Source organism: Candidatus Cloacimonadota bacterium (assembly GCA_021734245.1).
Classification (GTDB): domain Bacteria; phylum Cloacimonadota; class Cloacimonadia; order Cloacimonadales; family TCS61; genus B137-G9.
Genome location: JAIPJH010000030.1, coordinates 1 through 22,287 on the forward strand (window position 1 = coordinate 1; position 22,287 = coordinate 22,287).

Sequence of the window (22,287 nt, forward strand, 5' to 3'; positions counted from 1 at the left end):
GAAAAATGGATTACTGGTAAAAAGTATTTTATAATGGACGAGTATTATGAATCAAAGAAAGAAAATAACAAATAACTAATCAAGAAAATTGCGTGAAATCCAATATGAGGAATTTACACACAAATTTGGACTTGACTACTTCTGTTACAAATTTTAGATTAACTTTATACTATCGTGTATTAGAATTAATTCTGAGTCAAACTGAATGGTCAGCATCTGGACAAAATGTAAATGACGCATTATCTGTAAGTATTAGTGATAATACATCCGGTTTAAATTTTGCTTTTACATGTTCAGAAGCTGTTGATTGGTTATCATTAACTGGATCTACAGGTTATTCCCCACAGAATTTTGTAATAGATATTGACCAGAAAAACTTTACTGGTTCATCGAGAAACACCAACGTAACAGTAACAGCTACTTCTCCTGGAGGAACATTAAATTCTCCAGAAACAGTTTCCGTCACCCAAGGTTTGGCATCAACATGCACATTACCTACCGAAGCAATCTCAGGACTTACACATTACACCACGACCAATTTGATAGAAGTCGACGGAACTCAAAACGTGACCAGTGGTAATTCATTAACCTTAACTGCTGAGAATACTGTTACACTTGGTCCAGGATTTCATGCTCAATCCGGTTGCAGTTTCTTAGCCGAGATCGATGATGTTTCAGAGAAAGACAGGCAACGAAGCCAAAATATTGTTACTCGCAATACAGTTTCCAAAAGTAAATCGCGAAATATCGAAAGCAACAGAAAAAATGACAAACAGGAAGACGAAGAAGAACCTGACGATCCCATCTCAAATAATCCTGTTACTAATCTTCCAACAGAATATTGCTTAAAGGCAAATTATCCCAATCCTTTTAATCCCACTACAACGATCAGCTTCGACCTGCCGGCGAATACAAATGCAACCTTACAGGTGCACAATGTGAAGGGACAACTGATAAAAACTTTACTCTCTGGCAATTACACTGCAGGCAGCCACCAGTTTACCTGGAATGGTGACGATGCAAATGGTAAACCTGTTTCCAGCGGAATTTATTTCTACAAACTTAAAACAAATGAATTCACCGATATGAAACGTATGATCCTGCTGAAATAAATTGAATCCGGGCTGGCCAAATGCCAGCCCGGTATTTTTCGCTTGAATAAATTATTCAAAATGAATAAATGAAATTAAGTAAAAAATTATAAAATAAGATGTGAAAATTTGAAAAGATACTATCGAAAATTGGTGTAGTATTTGAGTTGTTAAAATAAATTATTATATAGGAGAAAAAATGAAAAACAAAGTACTAGTGATAATAATACTATTGTTAGTAACATCTAGTGTATTAATTTCAAAAGAAGAATCAGATTTTTTTGAATCATATTTGATTCAGTTTAAAGAGTCACTCCAAAGCAATCAAATTGATCTTGGTTTTCCTGAACCACCAAATGATGTATATTTCTATCCAGTTGATAACGTTGAACCTGGATTTGCTTCTTTGGACTCAACATTAATTAATCATTGGCAAATACCAGATAATTTATTACAGAATATGTCTGATGAAGGATTGATAGTAACTTGTTTAAATTTACCTTACTTTCATGCCAAAGGAGGTCCACAATCTACTTTATATCCGACTAAAGATAAACTTCAATATGCTATAGATAATTTCAATGGTTTACAAGAGCTATTAAGTAGAAACAACATACATAAGAAATTAAAACGACTATATATAACACCTGAATTTAGATTAGGTGAATTAGGAAAAAGAAAATCTGAAATTTCGTATCATTATCGCAGACGAATAGGATATTTATCAAGATTATTATCTCGAAAAGAGATAATCTCTAAATTCAATGAAGATGAGTTATACGAAATACTTGATCGCAGTTCATTAAGGTTTTGGAAACCTGATGAAAGTATAGAGCCTGGTTATACAAGACTGTTAATGGATAGAATCATGTTTTCATTACAATATAAACCATTTCTAAATTACCTGAAACAAAAAGAAATTGATGGAGATATGGTATTTACTTTTAGCTATGAACAAAAAATATACACTACAAATAGGGATTATGATTTAATTACTGATAGCATTTCAAAAATTGCAGCTGATAGGAGAATAAAATGAAAAAGATTGTAATAATGTTCATTATTATGATGATTACTTTTACTTGTTTATTATCAGATGAACACAAAGATGTTGTTCAAATTTTCGAAAAAATATATCCTAAGGAATGTGAAAATGAATACAAAGAATTGTTCAATTTTTGGGCAGATTTTATAGTTTATTTGAACCAATGGAATGAATCAGAAAAAATTACAGAAAATTATGTTAATTCATTTCTGAATAATTACCCAAACGTAAACAGATTTTTATTCCTTGAATGGTCAATTAATCAAAGATACCCTTTTGAAACACAAAAGATTAAATCATGGTCAGAAATTGATAATCCTTATCCAATAAATCATCATTTTCCAAAACGAATTTCATGCTTTACAGATTTATTAATAATCAATTCTGAAGAAAAATTTTTAAGACATCATTTGCTAACACCAATTAATGTTATAGCTACAGTTACTGAAGTAGGTGAAGAATTTACAACAACTACATTAACAAATCGTGTTTTTAGAAAAACACCTATTAAATTAAACATATTAGAAACATTGGGAGATCAATTCAAACAGCCTACTTTAATTGGCTATATGAATGCATTACAAGTATTCGATAACGAAGAAATAAGATATAATTATTATCCCTCAATCGGAGATTCAGTATTTGTTAAAATTTGGGTATTACAAACTAATCAAAAAACTGATTCTGGTGAAGAATTATTGATAGACACAACTTTAGAAATTCATCAAATTATTAATGGTATAATAATTAAAAATAATAAAAACTTTGTTAGCAACAATGAAATAGCTGGATTGAGTGAAAAAACTCCTTTAGTCGAATACAAAATGTATTGGAATGAGATGTTTGAGAAAATTATTGGAGGTATAAAATGAGAAAAGTATTACAATTTCTTTTACTTATTATATCATTTGATTTATTCTCGGCTACAGTATTCTATTATCATAATAATATGCAATATCCATCCATAAACTATACAATTAATAATCAGACTTATATTGAAGATCAAGATATAGCTAGATGGCGAAGTGATGAAACTCTTTATATAGATTGGTATATTGAAGGTTATGATCCTTGGTGGGATGACTCAAATACTAATCCAGATTTATTTACAGAAGATGATATTGAAGATATACTATGGAATTCTACTTATTCTTGGTATATTGCCCTACCTTGGAGTTCAACTTATTTAGAAGATTTTGAATTTGGAGATCATGACTATAGTTGGTATTGTCATGGAGATGCTTATTTTGAATTTGTTTATGATAACTCAGTCGCGCAGACATATCACTTATATCCAACAGGAAACTATGGAGCAGGAACTGCAATTTATACCAGTACGTCTAGAACTGAAAGATCTTTAACTTCTGCTTTTGTTGTTGCTAGTGCTCATTCTGATTGGTTCGATGATTTTTTCTGGAAAAAATATCAATCTTCAACCTATCCAAATTTACAAGGAAGTGCTCTTTCCACTGCAATCACACATGAAATGGGACATGTTTTAGGTATTGGTCACATATCAGGAGAAACTGCTAGAATGAATGAAGATGCAGGTGCAGAAGTATATTGTACAACAGATATTACTAGTTGGGATGAGGAAGCTTGCTGGGAGTTATACAATATAAATCCTAATAATGCTGAGAACAATACAGTAAACTCAAATGAAAATCATTTATCATTTAATCATCCCAATCCCTTCAACCCTTCTACAACAATTTCCTACAGCTTGTCCGAAAACATACAAAATCCATCTATCGAAATCTATAACACACGTGGGCAAAAAGTTAAAAAAATCGTATTGGAAGAAACTCCAGGTGAAAATTCTGTAGTATGGAAAGGCAAAGATGAAAACAACAAACAGGTTAGCAGTGGAGTCTATTTCTACCGTTTGATAAATGAAGGAAAAACAGTGAGAACCAGGAAGATGCTGTTAATGAAATAGCGGAAAGTGAATTTGGCTAAGGAGCACGCTGGTTTGGTCGCCGTTTGCACATCCTGCCTTTTCCACCTTCCGCAATGTACTAAATTAATGAAATGCAAATACAATGCAATAAAAAACTAATGGAGGAAACATGAAAAAGATAAATATAATTCTGGTTTGTTTGTTTTTGGCAGGTATGCTGTCATCAAACACTGCAGAGTTTGATGCTGAAACAAAAGACGAACTGCTGGATATCCTGGGCAGTGAAGCAGCTATAGAACAATTTATTGCTGATATGCAGGATTGGGAAAAGAACCGTACAACCAGGAAAGAACACCATCCCAAAGATTCCAGGACAACTTACAATACTCAAATGGTTATAATTACAAACAGCACATTAGAGAGTATATTTGAACAATTTGCCAAGATCAAAAATCAGGAAGGAATAAAAACAGAAGTTTTAACAACATCTACAACCGGAAGTTCAGCTAGTTCCATAAGAGCATATTTAGCATCACTAAAAACATCAAATTCTGATCTTACCTATGTTCTGTTGGGAGGAGACGCATCGATAATTCCCACCAAGAGCTTTTATTGGACGAAGAACGGAGCAACAAAAACTTCATCAACCGATTTTTATTACAGTAACGTACTTTCTACCTGGCCTGGAAGTGACGATGTTGATGATATTGTTCTTACAGTTGATCTTTATGTGGGAAGAGTGCCGGTACGAACTACAGCAGAAGCTTTATATTATGTAAATAAATATAAGGATTACCGAACCGAAGAAACAGATTATACAGATGAAATGGCATTTATTGCCACAAATATTCAGAAGATCGCTGATCCGGCAGCAGATGATTTAACTATCGATTATGTGGTAGATGATGTCGGTGCAAATATAACAACCGACATTTTATATACTGATGATTTAGTGAATGTAAATGGTTGCGCTTATCCAATTATAAATAAATTACAAACAAGAGATTTTAGTTTTCTGTATGGAATCTGGCATGCCAATTATAATACATTTGCTTTTTTCGATTCAGATTACGATCAATTCGATGGTGAATGGTATGAACGTCAATTTGATGATCATGATCAAAAATTAACCTTAATAGAATATTCTACAGATTATGGTGTATGTTGGTATGAAACTTATAGAGATAGTGCAAAGTATTATTACAGTGGACCTGCAGATAATTTTTACTATCTACAAGACGAAATTCCCAATACTTTTGGTTCCAGTTATTTCGTTTGGCTTGGCTCATGTTCTACAACGGATATGATTTCACAATCATATTATACACCTGTCCAATTTGAAAATAGTGTAGTAGTACAAAATTACAATATAAATGGATACAATACATCCTATTCTAATCCTTATAATGTTAATCCAGTTCCAACAAATGTTAGCGTTAGTACAGATTGTATTGCCGTTGAATATTTCAATGAGATTGGAGGGCCAGTTGCGCTTTATGCTTCTTCTGTTGATGATTGTCCATATTTCACGTTTCACTTGGTAGAAGAATACATGGATTTACAATTTGAAGATGATTATCATAAATTGGGTTATATTACAAGAGAATCATGGGATCGTTTTTCCAATTACTTGAACAATACAAAGGTTCGAGAAATGTATATTGGATATACTCTTTTTGGGGATCCCAGTATGGATGTTTGGAGTGCAGAAACAGAGCAATTAACAACAATATTAAAACATGGTGGCATACAATTGGGTTATACATTCACAACTATAAACTCTTCTGGAAATGAAGTTGATGCTGAAATTGTAGTTACCAGTTCATCAGGAACGATATTAGGAAAAGGTGACTCTCCATATACATATACAGGTACAATTTCTACTACCGATATAATTACCTCAAATACTGCTAATTATATACAAGCTATTAGTACCTGGTCAGAAATTGAAAATTATGCAGGATTACCTTATTCAATGTCTTTTGAAAACGGAATCGATTACAATTGGGAGATGCACTCCAATAATTCTTATGGTAGGATTCAGGTAACAGATCAAAATACACCTCACTCAGGAAACCAGCATCTTACAATGGATAGTAATTCTGTAAATTCTTATGCTACTAATGAGGCCTGGTTACATCTGGATCTGGAAGGGGAAAATCGTGTTAAACTTGATTTCTGGTGGAAAGAGTTTAGCGATGAAACTCATACAGCAGATGGTGTTTATTTTTCTGATGATGATGGATCAACTTTTACAAAAGTTTATTCTTTATCTGGTGGAACTACTACTTGGCAGGAAATTACTCTGGATCTTGATGCCTTATGTGCAACCTATAATTTAGATTATTCTAACAATTTCATTATCAAATTTCAACAATATGATGATAACTCGATAGCCTCAGATGGTTTTGCTTTTGATGATATAAATGTTTATGCTGAATATTCTGAAATTCCGTACAATACAGGTTTTGAATCAGGTATGGATGAGTATTGGACATCCAAATCAAATAATTTGTGCGGCAGGATTCAAGTTACTAGCTCAAATAGTCCATATAGTGGTTCTTATCATCTTACGATGGATTCCAACACTGGAGCTCAATACGTAACCAATGAAGCATGCTTATATATCGATTTTACCGATATTACTCAAGCAGATCTTTCTTTTTATTGGAAAGAATTCGCTGATGAAAACAATACTGAAGATGGAATATATTTTTCTGATGATGGTGGTAGTAATTTTACAAAAGTTTACTCATTAAATGGTCAAAGCTACCGAGATAGAACTTGGGAAGATTTTTCTTTAGATGTTGATGTATTAGCTAGTAACAATGATCTAGAATTAACTAATCGTTTTGTTATTAAGTTTCAACAGAGAGATAACAATCCAATTTCAGGTTATTTTGATAATGATGGTTTCGCATTTGACAATATAAGTATCACCAGCAGTGGTGGTGGATCCGATACATACTATTCTGATGATCTATTACCTACTGAATCCAGAGTATCGATTTATCCAAATCCGTTCAATCCTCAAACTTCTATTGCCCTGAACCTGACAGAAACAGACAAACAAAATCCTGTATCTGTAGGTATTTACAACGTTAAAGGTCAATTGGTTAGAACTTTAGTAGATAACGAAGTAATCACTAATGCTTCTATCATTTGGGATGGAACCGATAATACTGGACGTCATACTTCTTCTGGAATGTATTTCGCAAAAGTAAACACACAATCTAATACAATTACAAAGAAAATGGTCCTTTTGAAGTAGACTTTGAGACTCGACTTCAGAAGAGTAAAACGAAACTGGAGTTGAGAATCAAATTCTCTGAAGTCCAGTCAAATCTGAACTCCAGAGAGAAAACATTAGCCCCGAAATTTTTCGGGGCTTTTTTTTAAAAACAATTAGCCAAAAAATTACAAAAAAATAAATTGTCTATAAAGGAGCTTTAATGAAAATCGTTTTGAATTGGGGAATAAAAACATCGTTCTATCGATTTCTGAAATCAATGTTAATGTTTACAGATATTGTACAAGGAAAAAAGATCAAAACCATCTGTTTCTATCCAGACAAACCCATAACGTATGATATAATGTACTGGATTGCCTTTTTAAATAGATACAGAATTTCTGATAAACCAGAAAATACAGACATTCTTATGTATTGGAAAGATAGCACTTTCCATGAATCTGAAAAGAAGTTAATCAATCATTCCAAATGGATTAATATTGATTGCACAGACATTAGTAAAGAAACTATTAGTGCAAATTTTAAGAATGTTTTTGGTTATGATTTGATAATTAATCCTTTAAAATATAAAGGATACTGCGTTCAAAAGAACAACTTAAATGCAAAACATGATGGCAAGATCATTAAATGTCCTGTAAGCCATCCAGAGCCGGATTTTATTTATCAAAAACTCATAAATAATAAAGTTAACGATAATATGATTGTAGATATTCGTGTCCCAATATTCAAAGATATTATTCCATTTGTATATCTTAAATACAGAAATATCCAGACAAGGTTCTTGAATACAAACGATTCTGCAGAAATAAAGAAAACTACTGAAATTCTTTCTAAACAAGAAATTGAAAGGATAATTGAATTTTCTCGTTTATTAAATATGGATTATGGTGAATTAGACGTGTTACGAGACAATAATGACAAGAAAATTTATATCGTAGATGCCAATCATTGCCCTTCAGGTCCACCAAACCATTTACCTTATTGGGAAAAATTTAAAAGCTTGAAATCATTAGCAAACTGTTTTGAAAAACAATTTGGTTAATAATAGACCCTTTTTTGCTGACTCTTTTATTTGACAATATTTTGGTATGAAAAATGCATATTTATTAAATAGAGTAAAATAAATTATATGGGGAAGGAGAAATGAAATTTAAAATTTTAATATTATTAACTATTTTAGCGGTAAATCTATTTGGAGCATATTTAACCGATCTACCTCAAACGTTAACTCAACCGGACGGAACAATTTTAAACTGTTTAGCGTCTGGTGATGAATTCCATAACTGGTTACATGATACTGATAACTACACGATTATGGTTCACCCACAAACAGGTTTTTATGTATATGCTATTCAAAATGGAGATGAGATAATTCCCAGCGAGTTTGTTGCTGGAACTGTAGATCCTGCAACTGTGGGATTACGACCGGGAGCTAATGCGCATCCAATAGATTTTGAAAGAAGAACCGCGGAATTTCAGCAAATATTAGCGGAAAACAGAACTCGAGTTTCTACGATAGGTGAATTGAATAACCTGGTTGTTTTCATCCGTTTTGCCGATCAAGATGAATTTACCGAAACTCTAACCCAATATAACAACATGTTCAACGCAACAGGGCAAAGTTCTCTTTACCAATATTTTGATGAAGTTTCCGATGAACAATTGGATATTACATCCTATTTCTACCCGGAACCAAATGGTAATTTCATAGTTTCTTATCAGAGCCCCAATCCCCGCAGTTATTATCTTCCCTACAATGCAACTACAAATCCCGGTGGTTATCAGCCTGGGCAGCAGGGTCAGCGAGAACATGAACTTTTACAGGCTGCAATACAATTCATAGAGCCACAAATACCCACAAATCTCGATCTGGATAATGATGATGATGGAAAGGTTGATAATGTATGTTTTATTGTGAAAGGAGCTACAGGAGCCTGGGCAGATCTGCTTTGGCCTCATATGTGGGTTTTATATACTTTGAATGTTTATATTCACGGTGTGCAGGTTTGGACTTATAATTTCCAGTTATCTGCAAGCCTGAACAGCAGTGGAGTGGGAGTTCTCTGTCATGAAATGTTCCATTCTCTGGGTGCACCCGATCTTTATCATTATACTGGAAATGGAATTTCTCCTACCGGCAGTTGGGATCTGATGTGCAGCAATACAAATCCACCACAACACATGAGTGCCTGGATGAAATATAAGTACGGGCTCTGGTTTGATGAAGTACCAGAAATAAATTCAACCGGTACTTATTCTTTAGAACCACTTGCAGATTCTCCATTTAGTTGTTACAAAATTCCTTCCCCCAATTCTGCGACAGAATTCTTTATAGTGGAATACCGGCGCAGAACAGGACTTTTTGAGCCAAGTATTCCAGGTGATGGTCTCTTGATTTATCGAATCGACTCCAATGAAAACGGAAATGCACAAGGCCCACCAGATGAAGTTTATCTTTATCGTCCTGATGGCACAACTACGGTTAACGGAAGTGTGAACCAGGCCAATTTCTCTGCCGATGTTGGCAGAACCATGTTCAATGATAATACAAATCCAGCCTGTTTTTTGCAATATGGAAATCCTGGTGGAATTTTCATCAATGATATAGGTTACATCGGCGATACGATCGAATTCACGTTAGAAACCGGCATAGTTGCGATGTTTGAGAGTAACGTTCAGAGTGGACCGGCAAGTTTAGGAGTTCAATTTCAAAATGCATCCTTTCCGAACAATGGTATAGAACTTTTTGAATGGGATCTTGATGGTGATGGAATAGCAGATAGTTACGAAGAAAATCCATACTTCCTATATGAAAATGAAGGAACTTATGATGTAACTTTAACAATTTACATGGGAGCAGAAACTGCTAGCAGAACAGAGGAAAACTTTATAACTGTAACAGATAACAATGATATAAGTGGAGATGTTTCCGGCATCTGGAATGAAGTGAATAGTCCATATATAATATCGGATAATATTTTTGTAAACTCCGGTGATGAATTACTAATTGAACCTGGAACCGAGATTATCACAAACAACGAAGGTCAAATTGTAGTATATGGAAAAATAGTTGCTGAAGGAACTGAAGCGAATAAAATTATATTCTCATCAGATAATAATTGGAAAGGTATAAGATTATCAAATTCACAAGAAGAAAACATATTTTCAAATTGTGAATTTTACAATTCAATCTTCTCAGCTATACAAGTAACAATAAATTCCACTGCACTTATTACAGATAATATATTTACTGAAAATTCTAGCTTTGCCTTGGGTGCTGCTATTGATGTAAATAGTTCGGATGATGTGCAGATAATACGAAACATCATTTCTAATAATACCAGCCTTTCAAATACAGGAGGAATCGGCTGCCTTTCGTCCAGTCCAGTTATCTGCAATAATATCATTGTAAATAATGAAGGTGGTTTTGCTGGTGCTATCAGCCTGAAAAATGGTTCTGCACCATTAATTGAAAACAATACTATAGCCTGCAATGGAGTATCTAACGGAGCGATATTCATATTTAATTCTTCCCCGGTGATCATTAACTCGATTATTCAAAATGATGGTGAATTGATTAATATGGCCGGTGGCAATATCGATATTACTTATTCATGTGTTTCTGGAGGTTATACCGGTACAGGCAATATCGATGCTGACCCATTGTTCGTAGATCCTTCTTCTGGAAGCGGAACCAGTTGTAACGGCCTTCTCGCCTGCTGGCAGTTAAACACTAATTCGCCTTGCATAGATTCTGGAAATCCTGATCCGCAATATTGCGACCCCGATGGAACTTGCAATGATATGGGAGCATACGGTGGACCGAACAGTATTAATCCAACAGGATCAGATGAAAACGAATTAATTTCATCTGTTGAAAAGTCATTAAAGGTTTATCCAAACCCCTTTAATCCAACTACAACGATTAGCTTTAGTCTGGCGCAAACATCCTCGTCTGCGATAATTGATATTTATAATCTGAAAGGACAGAAAGTAAAATCGTTTAATTGTCATCCTGAGCCTGTTGAAGGATATGGCTCGAATGATAGTTACAGTGTTATCTGGAATGGAACTGACAAGAATAATCGATCTGTTGCCAGTGGCATCTACTTTGTACGTTTAAAATCAGGATCGGTTAACTTAAGCAAAAAAGTTTTGTTACTGAAATAATATTCATAAAATATTTCATTTTTTCACGGGGAAGATCATCTTCCCCGTTTTTTAACTAACTGCTCTTTGCCCTTTGCCCTTCGCCCCTCGCCCCTCGCCCCTCGCCCTTTGCCCTCTGCCCTTTGCCCAAACTAAAATTCCTTGCCCAAAAAACCTCTTAATGTTTTTTGACAAAAAATAATTTTAAGGAGAAGCATAATATGGCTTTTAATTTACGAAACAGAAATTTTCTGAAGCTTTTGGATTTTTCGCCCAAAGAGATCAATTTCCTGATCGACCTGGCAGTAGACTTGAAGAAAGCAAAATATGCCGGTACTGAACAACCAAGAATGACAGGAAAAAATATCGCGCTCATCTTTGAAAAATCATCTACCCGTACCCGTTGTGCTTTTGAAGTGGCAGCTCTCGATCAGGGCGCACACGTTACTTATCTGGGTCCTTCGGGAAGTCAGATCGGCAACAAAGAAACCATGAAAGATACAGCTCGCGTGTTGGGTAGAATGTACGACGGTATCGAATATCGCGGTTTTGGTCAGGAAGTAGTGGAAGAACTTGGTAGATATGCTGGAGTTCCCGTCTGGAACGGACTTACCACCGAATTTCATCCCACCCAGATTCTGGCAGATTTCCTTACAGCCAAAGAACATCTGAAAAAGCCTTTCAACCAGATGGTTTTCGTTTACGTGGGAGATGGCAGAAACAACATGGGAAACAGCCTTTTAGTTGGCGGCGCAAAGTTGGGAATGGATATTCGCATTGTGGCTCCCAGAGAAGTTCAACCTGATAAGGAATTGATAATTCAATGTGAAGAAATAGCTAAAACCACCGGTGCTAAAATAATGATTACCGGCGATGTAGATAAAGGCGTAAAAGATGCCGATGTTATCTACACCGATGTTTGGGTTTCTATGGGAGAGCCGGCAGAAGTTTGGGAACAGCGGATCAAATTGCTCAAACCATATCAGGTAAATAAAGAAATGATGCAGAAAACAGGCAATCCCAATACAATTTTTATGCATTGCCTGCCTTCATTCCACAACACCGAAACCAAAGTCGGGAAAGAAATTTTCGATAAATTCGGTATTCCCGAAATGGAAGTAACCGACGAAGTTTTTGAAAGTGAAGCTTCCGTAGTTTTTGATGAAGCTGAAAACAGGATGCACACCATCAAAGCTGTGATGGTAGCAACTCTGGGACAATAATTTAACTTAAACCCGGCTTTTTGTCGGGTTTATTTTTTCATGAAATATAAAATCCTTATCCTGCTTCTTGTTCTATTTTCTTTGCATCTTTCAAGTCAGGTTTTTAAAGTTGATAGACAGAAATTTCTGCTGGCAAGTTCCACTGCTCTGGCAGCCGATCTTTTAAATAATTACGTGGATAGAAAAATAATTGAAAAGCCCACGATCGATGAACTTTCCAAATTAGATGAAAAAGATATTCCCTTTTTCGATAGCTGGGCTCTACAGTCATATTCCACCAAACTGAAAGATCTAAGTGATTATACAGCTTATCTCACGATTGGTTTAACTGCTTTCTATGCTTATGATGATTATGATTGGCTGAATAATTTGATGGTTTTCAGCCAGATAATGATAACGCAAAGCGCTGTAGCAAAATGGACCAAAACCCTTTCACATCGTTATCGGCCGTTCGTTTATGATGACGAAGTATCCATCGAAAAAAAACAGGAAAGAAACAGCCAGCATTCCCTCTATTCCATGCATTCTTCCACAGTTTTTGCAGCATCCACTTTTGCTTATTTCTATTATTCCAAATTTCATGGGAAAAGCATTTCGACAGCTCTTATTCTGTACACCCCTTCTGTTGCTACCGCAATTCTAAGAGTAACCTCTGCAAATCATTTTGTAAGTGATGTTGTTTTTGGTGCAATTGTTGGAACCGGTATTTCTTATTTTATCTGCAACAGCTACCTTTCAGATAGTTTCCATGTAGAAGTTGGTTATAATTCTATCGGTTTAAAATACAAATTTTAAGTATAAAAAAAAACCTTCCAGTATTTCGAAAACCCGGAAGGTTTAAATTAATCATTTCCTTAATGTTTATGTTTCTTTTTATTATTATTATTCTGTAATTCTCGACATATTTTTTCCACCTGACGGAAAGCTACTTTGCCACTTCCCATAAGTGGAATATCTTCGATCACATGAAATTCTTTTGGTACTGCAATTGCCGGTAATTCTTTGGCCATCTGCTTCAATAACTTCTTCTTATCAAATTCTCCTGTAGCTACTGCTGCTACTACATCTGCTCCTTTTTTGGGATTGGGAACATCAACCACACAACATTGCACACCATCAGGAAGAAATTTACTCAGAATTTCCTCTACTCGCACCAGAGAAACCATTTCTCCACCTACTTTCACGAATCTTTTCAGTCTTCCGCGATGCCATAAGAATCCATCTTCATCGATCATTCCCATATCTCCGGTATCGTACCAGCCGTTATGAATATGAAGTGAAGTTTCTTCGATATCGTGCAGATAGCCTTTCATTACCAGATCACCTTTCACCAAAATCTTGCCTTCTTTTCCTGCCGGTAGTTCTTCATCTGTTTCATGATCTACTATCTTGACCTTAACTCCCGGGATCGGTCTGCCGATACTGCCTGGTTTATTATTTTCCACCTGATTTACTGAGACAACCGGACTGGTTTCTGTAGCACCATAACCTTCCAGAATACTAACTCCATGTATCTTTTCAAAATTTTCTCGAAGTTTCTGCCCAAGTTTATCTGCTCCTGCAATAGCAACTCGAACAGTATCAAAATCACCTTTTTCAGCTTTCTTGAGATAACCATAAAAGAAGGTAGGAGTTCCGATCAATATTGTAATTCCATATTTTTTTATGCTTTCCACGATCGCTTTATAATCAAGAGGATTGGCATGAGCTACGATTGAACATCCCAAATATAAAGGAAGCCAGAAATTCGTGGTCAAGCCAAATACATGGAAAAGCGGTAAAGTTCCTGCAAACACATCTTCACTGGAAACGTCAATCCAACCGGGAGTATTCTTCAGGTTATGTCCGATATTTTTGTGAGAAAGCTGAACCGCTTTTGGTTCTTTTTCACTGCCGCTGGTAAAGAGGATTACGCTGGTTTCGTTTTCATCGCCATTCCTCACGCTTTTCTGCAAAGATCTTGTCGGCAATTTAGATCTGAATAATGCAGCAAGTTTTTCTGTAATTGTTATTTTCGGCATCAGTTGTTCCAGATAGATCATTCCATCTACGTGCTCACAGTTAATTTTATTACATAGTTTTTTGCTGGTAATTATAGTTTTGAAACTGCATTTTTCCTGAGCATAAATACAATTATCATAAGCTCCGGTTGAATAATTTATCATTACCGGTATTTTCCCGGAAATCAACGCTCCCAACACGGAAAGCATGCATCCAGCCGAGGTTGGCACCATAATGCCAATATACTTTCCTTTGTATTTATGGAATTTTTTAGCTAATATTAACGAAGCAATCAACATTTTATCATAAGTAATATCCTTTCCAGTTGCCTGATCGTAAATTGCAATCTTGTCTGAATTTTTCTTGGCAGATCGCACAAAATATTCTTGTAATTGCATCTATCTCTCCTTTTCTATATTTTCTCGGTATTGTATTAGAAAATCAGCATTACACTGTCAAAGCTTTTCTATTGCCGATTAAAGAAAATATTATCCAAAATCTGATTTGACATATTTTACACACTTTTAAATCTCTATCTGAAATGTTTGATAAAAGTGAATATGATGCAGTTTTTATCGAAGTGAGGTAGATTGATAAAAAATCTGATTTCAGTTGATAGCTTGAAAAAAGAATTTCCGGGAAAAATAATCTGCGACAATGTTTCCTTTGGAATTTCCGAAGGACAAAAAATTGGTTTGATCGGTGTGAATGGCTGTGGAAAATCGACACTTCTAAAAATGTTGATAGGATTAGAACCAATCGATTCAGGAAAGATAATTTTGCGAAACGAAACAACAATTGGATTTCTTCCCCAAACGCCCGATATAGATTCTGAGATCACAATATATGAACATATTTATTACAGCGATAATCCTCAATTTAAACTATTGAGGAAGTATCATCGCATACTTTATAAATTGGATAAAAATCCCAATCCTGAAACTCAAAAGGAACAACAAAAGTTACAAACAGAAATGGATGCTAAAAACGTCTGGGATATTGAAATTAAGGCACAAGCCTATTTATCCAAATTAGGATTTGAGGATTTCAACCAGAAGATCGGCATTTTATCGGGGGGACAGAAAAGGCGGATCGATCTGGCTCGAGTTCTGATGGATCAACCTGATATATTAATCCTGGATGAGCCGACAAATCATCTTGATATCGATACTATAGAATGGTTTCAAGAATATCTGAGTGATTATAAAGGAACTATAATTTTCGTTACTCATGACAGATATTTTCTGGATGCTGTCTCGAACTGTATTATGGATGTCGAGAATGGTAAGATCAGATTTTACCAGGGAAGTTATGGTTTTTACCTGCAACGAAAAGAGATCGAATTACAAGATATGCAGAGAAAAGAGATCAGAAGATCTGCTCAGTTGAAAAAAGAGCTGAAATGGCTGCAAAGAGGAGCAAAAGCTCGAACATCCAAACCCAAAAATCATCTTGATCGAGTAAAGGAACTCATCGATAAATCTTATCTTACAAATGATACTGACCTCGATATTTCTTTCCAGTCCAAACGCTTGGGAAAAACGATCCTGGAAATAAAAAATATCAGCAAATCTTATGATGATAAAGATCTGATTAAAAACTTCAACTATAATTTCCAGAAATTAGATCGCATCGGTATTATCGGTCCAAATGGTTGTGGAAAAACTACACTTCTGAAAATGATAACAGATGAAATACCTGCAGACGAAGGAAAAATCAAATCTGGTCATAATACACATTTCAGTTATTTTAAGCAGAATATAGAAGATTTTAACGACAATATTTCTGTATTGGATTATGTAAAAGAAAAAGCTGAGCACATTCGAACAAAAGATGGAATTCTGCACTCTGCTTCGGAAATGCTTCAGAGATTCTTGTTCGATGGTAAAATGCAGCAGCAGAAAATCAAGACCCTTTCCGGTGGTGAAAAGAAGCGATTGTTCCTGCTGCGATCTTTGATGTTCGGAAGTAATTTTATAATTCTGGATGAACCAACAAATGACCTGGATATAAAAACTTTAGAAATTCTGGAAGATTATTTAGATTCTTTCAAAGGCTGCATTCTGTTAGTATCTCACGATCGTTATTTTCTGGATAGAGTTGTAGATTATCTTTTCATTTTCGAGGATGATAAGATAATTAAATTTCCTGGAAATTATTCGGATTATTTATTGGTAAAACGATATAGAGATCAACAGAAAAGTGATGAAACTGCAAAATCCAAGAATCGCATAAAAGATGTTCCAAAGGGACTTTCCTACAATGAGAAGCGAGAACTACAGAAACTTGAAAAAGAGATTCAGGAGCTGGAAGAACGAAAGGTTTTACTGGAAAATAAAATTGAAAACGAAGCTGATAAATTGAACCCACAGGAGTTTTCTGATATTTCTGAGGAACTTCAGAAAATTGAAATTGACCATACTTCAAAAAGTGAACGTTGGCTAACATTGGCAGAGAAAAGTGAGTGATTTCCACTCTATTATCACTCTTTAATAAATAAATACTACTAAAATGATTAATTTCATTGACATAAAGCAGAAATTATTAAGAATCTACATAGAGATCAGAATCGACGATTTTGCTCGTAGATTCTATTTTAGTTATTTATGGATCTTGATTATTTTGTATTGGAGTTAAAATGAATATTGAATTTCATTATTACATGACGAAATATCTGGCAATAATGGCTGGATTTGAAAACGATGAAGCAGAAACTATTGCTTATTCATCTCAATTTGTAGATGATAACAAAATCCGCTATGAAATTGAAAAACCGGATGGCGAAATCTACAAAAATTATATTACACAAACTATGAATATCCTGAAACCGAAGAAGAATTTGATGCGCATCTATTTATTGTATCATTTTCTTCCAGGTGATCCTACCAGCTACAAAGCCAGCCGTAGAGATGGAAAAATGCATGTATTGATGACAACACCAGCCAGCAATCATGCCCAGGAAATCTTTTTTGAAACAACAAAAACAGAAAGTTTATACGCTCTTGGCATTGCTACACATATGCTTGCCGATTCTGTTTCTCATCAAAATTTTGTAGGAACTTTTGATGAAGTGAACTCCATGAAAGGAGTTTGGGAAAAACTTACACCCGATATAGGCCATGCTGATGCCGGTCATCTTCCTGACATTCCAAATCTAGTCTGGAATGATTGCCGTCTTATAAAAAGTCATGCTGAGATTGATAATAAAGAACGATTATTGCTGGCAGCTAAGAAGCTGTATTCAAATTTTTTGATGATAACATCAAATCCCAGCAAATGGTCTACAACCAAGAAAACGCTTAATGAAATCATTGGTGAAACTATTGAAGAAAAAGAGCTTTCAAAATATGAAAAACAGAAGAAAGAGCGTATAGAAAAAATTCGTGAAATTCTGGCAGAAGAAAATGTAGATGAAGAATACGATCGATTTAAATGGTTAAACGATGCAGTAGATATAGATGTTAAATTGTTCAATGATAGTAAATTTAGATACGACCCAGTTAAAGATAAACTTAAATTTAAAAAGAATTTTGAATCATCCAACTGGTTCAAATTTCAGGAGGCCGTACGTGAATACCAGCGAACAGCAATGATAAAACTGGAACCGATCCTTACACAACTTGAAATAAAAGAGTGGTAAAAAAATAGTGATTAAGAATTTTAATGTGAAATTCTTTATCAAATCTTAATAAGAATTCATGTATAATAATTTGGAGGAAATATTATGAATAAATTAATTTTAGTTTTATTAGTCGTTTTCGCTTCTCAATTGTTATTTGCACAGGCATCCGAATTGTTTATTTCCGAATATATCGAGGGCAGCAGTTACAACAAGGCTATCGAGATCTTCAATGGAACCGGATCTGATGTAGACCTTTCCGAATATTCTTTGGAAAAAGATGCAAATGGTGCGGGTTCCTGGAGTAGTTCTTATGATTATTCCGGAACTTTAGCGGATGGAGAAGTTTTCGTTTTGGCAAATTCTCAGGCAGATCCGACAATTCTGAACGTTGCCGATGATACTGATGATGGAGTGATCAACTTCAATGGAAATGATGCTGTTCGACTTTTAAAAAATGGAACTCCGATCGATATGTTTGGAGATCTCAGTGGAAATGATTTTGCCGCCAATGTTACTTTGGTTAGAAATCCTGATGTTGCGTCTCCAGTTACAACCTGGAATCCTGACGAATGGACAGAATATCCGCAAAACACTTTCACTTATCTGGGTACTCACATTTTCCAGACGAATGATCCCATGATAATCGTAAATGTGCCAAACGGTGGAGAAGAATGGGAACAAGCCTCCACTCACACCATTCAATGGACTTCCTTGAATTTTACAGACAATGTTAAAATTGAACTGGAAATGGTTTATCAGCGTGATAGAGAAGTTCTGGTTGCTTCCACCGAAAATGACGGTGAATGGGAATGGAATATCCCTGTTGATCAGCTAGTGAGTGATTATTATGTTATCACGATCTCTGATGCTGCCGACGGCGATCCCATCGATTCTTCGGATAATCCGTTTTCTATAATTGAACCACTTGTAATTCCAGAATATTCAATTTATGATATTCAATATTCCACTACAGGTCCTTCTCCTTTAGTTGGTGAACTGATCAGAACAACCGGAGTTGTAACAGCAGTTTATCCTAACTACTTTTTCATTCAAGATGGGCCCGGTGCCTGGAACGGAATTGCAATCTATCCATTGCAGGCGGTGGAAGTTGGTGACGAAGTCGATATCGCTGCTTATGTAGCAGAGTATAATGATAAAACAGAATTAACTGACATCTATGATTTTTCGGTGATTGGAACGGCAAACCTGCCGGAAGCAGTTGCAGTGCAAACTGGCGATCTGGCAGTTGCAGAAGAATTTGAAGGTGTTTTGGTGAAAGCTTTGAACGCTACAGTAACAGCGGAACCGAATAATTATGATGAATGGGAAATCGATGATTCTTCCGGTGCTTGTGTTGTCGGAGCACAAGGAACTTATACTTATGTAGCGGTTCTGGATGATCTGATTTACAGCATAAAAGGTGTTCTGGATTACGCTTATGGATCATTCAAATTGGAACCCAGAGATGATAATGATATCAGTTTGCAAGGTCTGGTTGTAGATCCTTTGGAACTCAATTTTATCAGCACAGATGATTGTATAAATGGTTTGGAATTCACAATTTCCAATCTTTCCAATACAGCATTCACAATAAATTCTATTGAAGATAATGGTGAATTTTCCAGCATGAATCCCTGGGAAATTGAAAACTTCAGTCTTCCACTTCCCTACTCTATTGAAGCTGCAGAAGAACTTACATTCAATGTTATTGTCGGATTACCAGTAGATGGATCTCGTGAAATTGTAACTGATTTTCTGAACATTGAAACTAATGTAGGTAACTTTGAAATTACTCTGAATTTTGATACTAATCTTAATGTCGGAACGCAAAATATTATACTTTCTGCTAACAAATTAATCGGTAATTATCCAAATCCATTCAACCCAACCACTACGATTTTCTTCGAACTTGCACAAAACTCAGAAGTTCAGCTTACTATATATAATATGCTGGGACAGAAGATTACAACCTTGGTCGATGAAAATTTTGAAGCAGGTCAAAAGCAAGCAGTTTGGAATGGAACTGATAGGGAAGGAAAAAAAGTGACCAGTGGGATTTATTTCTATGAATTGCATGTAAAAGATACTGATTATACGAGTACAAAGAAGATGCTTTTGCTGAAATAATTTAATCGTAATTTCTTATAAAAACAGGAATTGGTTGACAACTAATTCCTGTTTTTTATTCTTTTAGAAGGTAGTGATAAATCAAAAAGAACCGGGAGATTATTATGAGAAGAATAATTGTTATACTATTATTATTGATTTATAATTTCTTAAATTCTCAGAATTTTCAAAGAATTCACAAACAAGAAACACATTTAACATCATATTTATCTTCCAGTTACGGATGTACATGGGTTGACATTGATAATAATAACCTACCTGATATTTTTATTACAAATGGAGCTAGCCAAACAAATATGCTCTATTATACTCATGGAATTCATCAAATCATGCCATATTTTCATACAGCTCTGAATATTCTAGATTTAAGTTCTTTTGCAGCTTCCTGGGCCGATTATGATAACGATGGATATACTGATTTATTTGTTGTCAATGATGAATGGCATGGAGTTGATCTTTACCATAATTTGGATGGTATAACCTTTGAAATTGATCAATCAAATCTATTCGCAAACACAGCTGGCTGTTTTTATGGTTGTGCCTGGGGAGATTATGATAATGATGGACTTATAGATCTGATTATTACAGATTGGCAACAGGATAGTTCAAATATTTTGTTACACAATGATAGTAATGGAAATTTTAGTTATGCATACAACGGGCTTACAAATGACATAGATCAGATGGTCTGCCCTACCTGGATTGATTATGATGATGATGGTGATATCGATATGTTTATTGCTACAGATTATTTTAATCATAATATTCTTTATGAAAACGATGGAACAGGAAATTTTAGCAGAATTTACAATAATGCTATTGTTAATGAATTAGAAAAATCAAGTACCGCCAGCTGGGCAGATTATGACAATGATGGTGATTTCGATCTATTTGTAGGTACTACAGGAGATGAAAACAACAATTTATACAGGAATGATGGTAATGGTGCTTTTACTGAGATATACGATTTGAATGTAGTAAACAATGGTGGTTATTCCAGATCGAGCTGCTGGGGAGATTTTGATAATAACGGTTTCATCGATCTTTATGTTGCCAATGGTTATTTAAGTCAGAATAAAAATAACTTCTTATATATGAATAATGGTGATGGAGCTTTCGACAGAATTACTCAAGGTTCTATTGTTCAAGATGGTGGTACATCTTTGGGAGTTTCAGCAGCAGATTATGATATGGATGGTGATCTTGATCTTTTTGTGGTTAATGGCTCCGGTTATTGCGATCAGATTAATTTCTTCTACGAAAACATCTCGGAGCCTTCACATAACTGGCTTAAAATAAAGTGTGAAGGAACTGTTTCTAATAGATCTGCCATCGGAACTAAGCTTTATGTTTATGTAACAATAAGAGGAAAGCAGCAGATTCTATCCAGATATATATCTTCTAATTCCGGAAGAGCAGCGCAAAACGACCTGGTAGTACATTTCGGTTTAGGAAATGTAAACCATGTCGACTCATTAGTCGTAAAGTGGCCTTCTGGAATACATGAAACAATTAATAATCCCAGAATTAATAGACTCCATAGAATAGTAGAAAATTCTTCTGATTTTACTTATATTCAAAAAAGAAACTCCGTAATAATTTCAAATATTTACAATTATCCCAATCCATTTAATCCAACCACTATGATTTTCTTCGAACTTACACAAAACTCAGAAGTTCAGCTTACTATATATAATATGCTGGGACAGAAGATTACAACCTTGGTCGATGAAAATTTAGAAGCAGGTCAAAAGCAAGCAGCTTGGAATGGAACTGATAGGGAAGGGAAAAAAGTGACCAGTGGAATTTATTTCTATGAATTGCATGTTAAAGATACTGATTATACGAGTACAAAGAAGATGATTTTACTGAAATAATT

At 34.9% G+C, this 22,287-nt stretch carries 14 protein-coding genes; 13 read left to right on the forward strand and 1 reads right to left on the reverse strand.

Annotated features, from left to right (window positions below):
* Window positions 1-104 precede the first annotated feature (104 nt).
* The 9 genes from K9N40_06290 (at window position 105) to K9N40_06330 (ending at window position 13,453) form a co-directional block, all read left to right on the forward strand.
* Complete coding sequence (locus tag K9N40_06290) at window positions 105-1,112, forward strand: T9SS type A sorting domain-containing protein (GenBank protein ID MCF7814065.1); 1,008 nt, start codon at window positions 105-107, stop codon at window positions 1,110-1,112.
* A gap of 178 nt (window positions 1,113-1,290) precedes the next feature.
* Window positions 1,291-2,130, forward strand: a complete 840-nt coding sequence (locus K9N40_06295; protein MCF7814066.1) for a hypothetical protein — start codon at window positions 1,291-1,293, stop codon at window positions 2,128-2,130.
* On the forward strand, window positions 2,127-3,008 hold the full coding sequence (locus K9N40_06300) for a hypothetical protein (protein MCF7814067.1): 882 nt from the start codon (window positions 2,127-2,129) through the stop codon (window positions 3,006-3,008). Before K9N40_06295 ends, K9N40_06300 begins: the two co-directional genes overlap by 4 nt.
* Window positions 3,005-4,075, forward strand: coding sequence for a T9SS type A sorting domain-containing protein (locus K9N40_06305; GenBank protein ID MCF7814068.1), 1,071 nt, complete (start codon window positions 3,005-3,007; stop codon window positions 4,073-4,075). Before K9N40_06300 ends, K9N40_06305 begins: the two co-directional genes overlap by 4 nt.
* A 130-nt stretch (window positions 4,076-4,205) precedes the next feature.
* Window positions 4,206-7,307, forward strand: a complete 3,102-nt coding sequence (locus K9N40_06310; GenBank protein ID MCF7814069.1) for a T9SS type A sorting domain-containing protein — start codon at window positions 4,206-4,208, stop codon at window positions 7,305-7,307.
* Between the two features lie 181 nt (window positions 7,308-7,488).
* Window positions 7,489-8,328, forward strand: coding sequence for a hypothetical protein (locus K9N40_06315; protein ID MCF7814070.1), 840 nt, complete (start codon window positions 7,489-7,491; stop codon window positions 8,326-8,328).
* Window positions 8,329-8,429: 101 nt separating this feature from the next.
* On the forward strand, window positions 8,430-11,456 hold the full coding sequence (locus K9N40_06320) for a M6 family metalloprotease domain-containing protein (GenBank protein ID MCF7814071.1): 3,027 nt from the start codon (window positions 8,430-8,432) through the stop codon (window positions 11,454-11,456).
* A gap of 200 nt (window positions 11,457-11,656) precedes the next feature.
* Window positions 11,657-12,658 (forward strand): ornithine carbamoyltransferase, encoded by a 1,002-nt coding sequence (argF, locus tag K9N40_06325; GenBank protein ID MCF7814072.1) that lies wholly within the window; start codon window positions 11,657-11,659, stop codon window positions 12,656-12,658.
* A 39-nt stretch (window positions 12,659-12,697) separates the two neighbouring features.
* A complete protein-coding gene (locus tag K9N40_06330; protein ID MCF7814073.1) occupies window positions 12,698-13,453 on the forward strand; it encodes a phosphatase PAP2 family protein in 756 nt (251 codons plus the stop codon).
* A gap of 59 nt (window positions 13,454-13,512) precedes the next feature.
* Here K9N40_06330 and K9N40_06335 read toward each other — a convergent pair whose 3' ends face one another.
* Window positions 13,513-15,057, reverse strand: coding sequence for an AMP-binding protein (locus K9N40_06335; GenBank protein MCF7814074.1), 1,545 nt, complete (start codon window positions 15,055-15,057; stop codon window positions 13,513-13,515).
* Window positions 15,058-15,249: 192 nt separating this feature from the next.
* Between K9N40_06335 and K9N40_06340 the strand changes: the two genes are divergently transcribed.
* The 4 genes from K9N40_06340 (at window position 15,250) to K9N40_06355 (ending at window position 22,285) form a co-directional block, all read left to right on the forward strand.
* Complete coding sequence (locus K9N40_06340; protein MCF7814075.1) at window positions 15,250-17,127, forward strand: ABC-F family ATP-binding cassette domain-containing protein; 1,878 nt, start codon at window positions 15,250-15,252, stop codon at window positions 17,125-17,127.
* 170 nt (window positions 17,128-17,297) lie between these two features.
* Window positions 17,298-18,299 carry a hypothetical protein gene (locus K9N40_06345; protein MCF7814076.1) on the forward strand — a complete coding sequence of 334 codons (1,002 nt, stop codon included), beginning with the start codon at window positions 17,298-17,300 and terminating at the stop codon, window positions 18,297-18,299.
* 84 nt (window positions 18,300-18,383) lie between these two features.
* Window positions 18,384-20,408: a lamin tail domain-containing protein gene (locus K9N40_06350; GenBank protein ID MCF7814077.1), complete on the forward strand. Its 2,025-nt coding sequence runs from the start codon at window positions 18,384-18,386 to the stop codon at window positions 20,406-20,408.
* A gap of 104 nt (window positions 20,409-20,512) precedes the next feature.
* Window positions 20,513-22,285 carry an FG-GAP-like repeat-containing protein gene (locus tag K9N40_06355; GenBank protein MCF7814078.1) on the forward strand — a complete coding sequence of 591 codons (1,773 nt, stop codon included), beginning with the start codon at window positions 20,513-20,515 and terminating at the stop codon, window positions 22,283-22,285.
* Window positions 22,286-22,287: the final 2 nt, after the last annotated feature.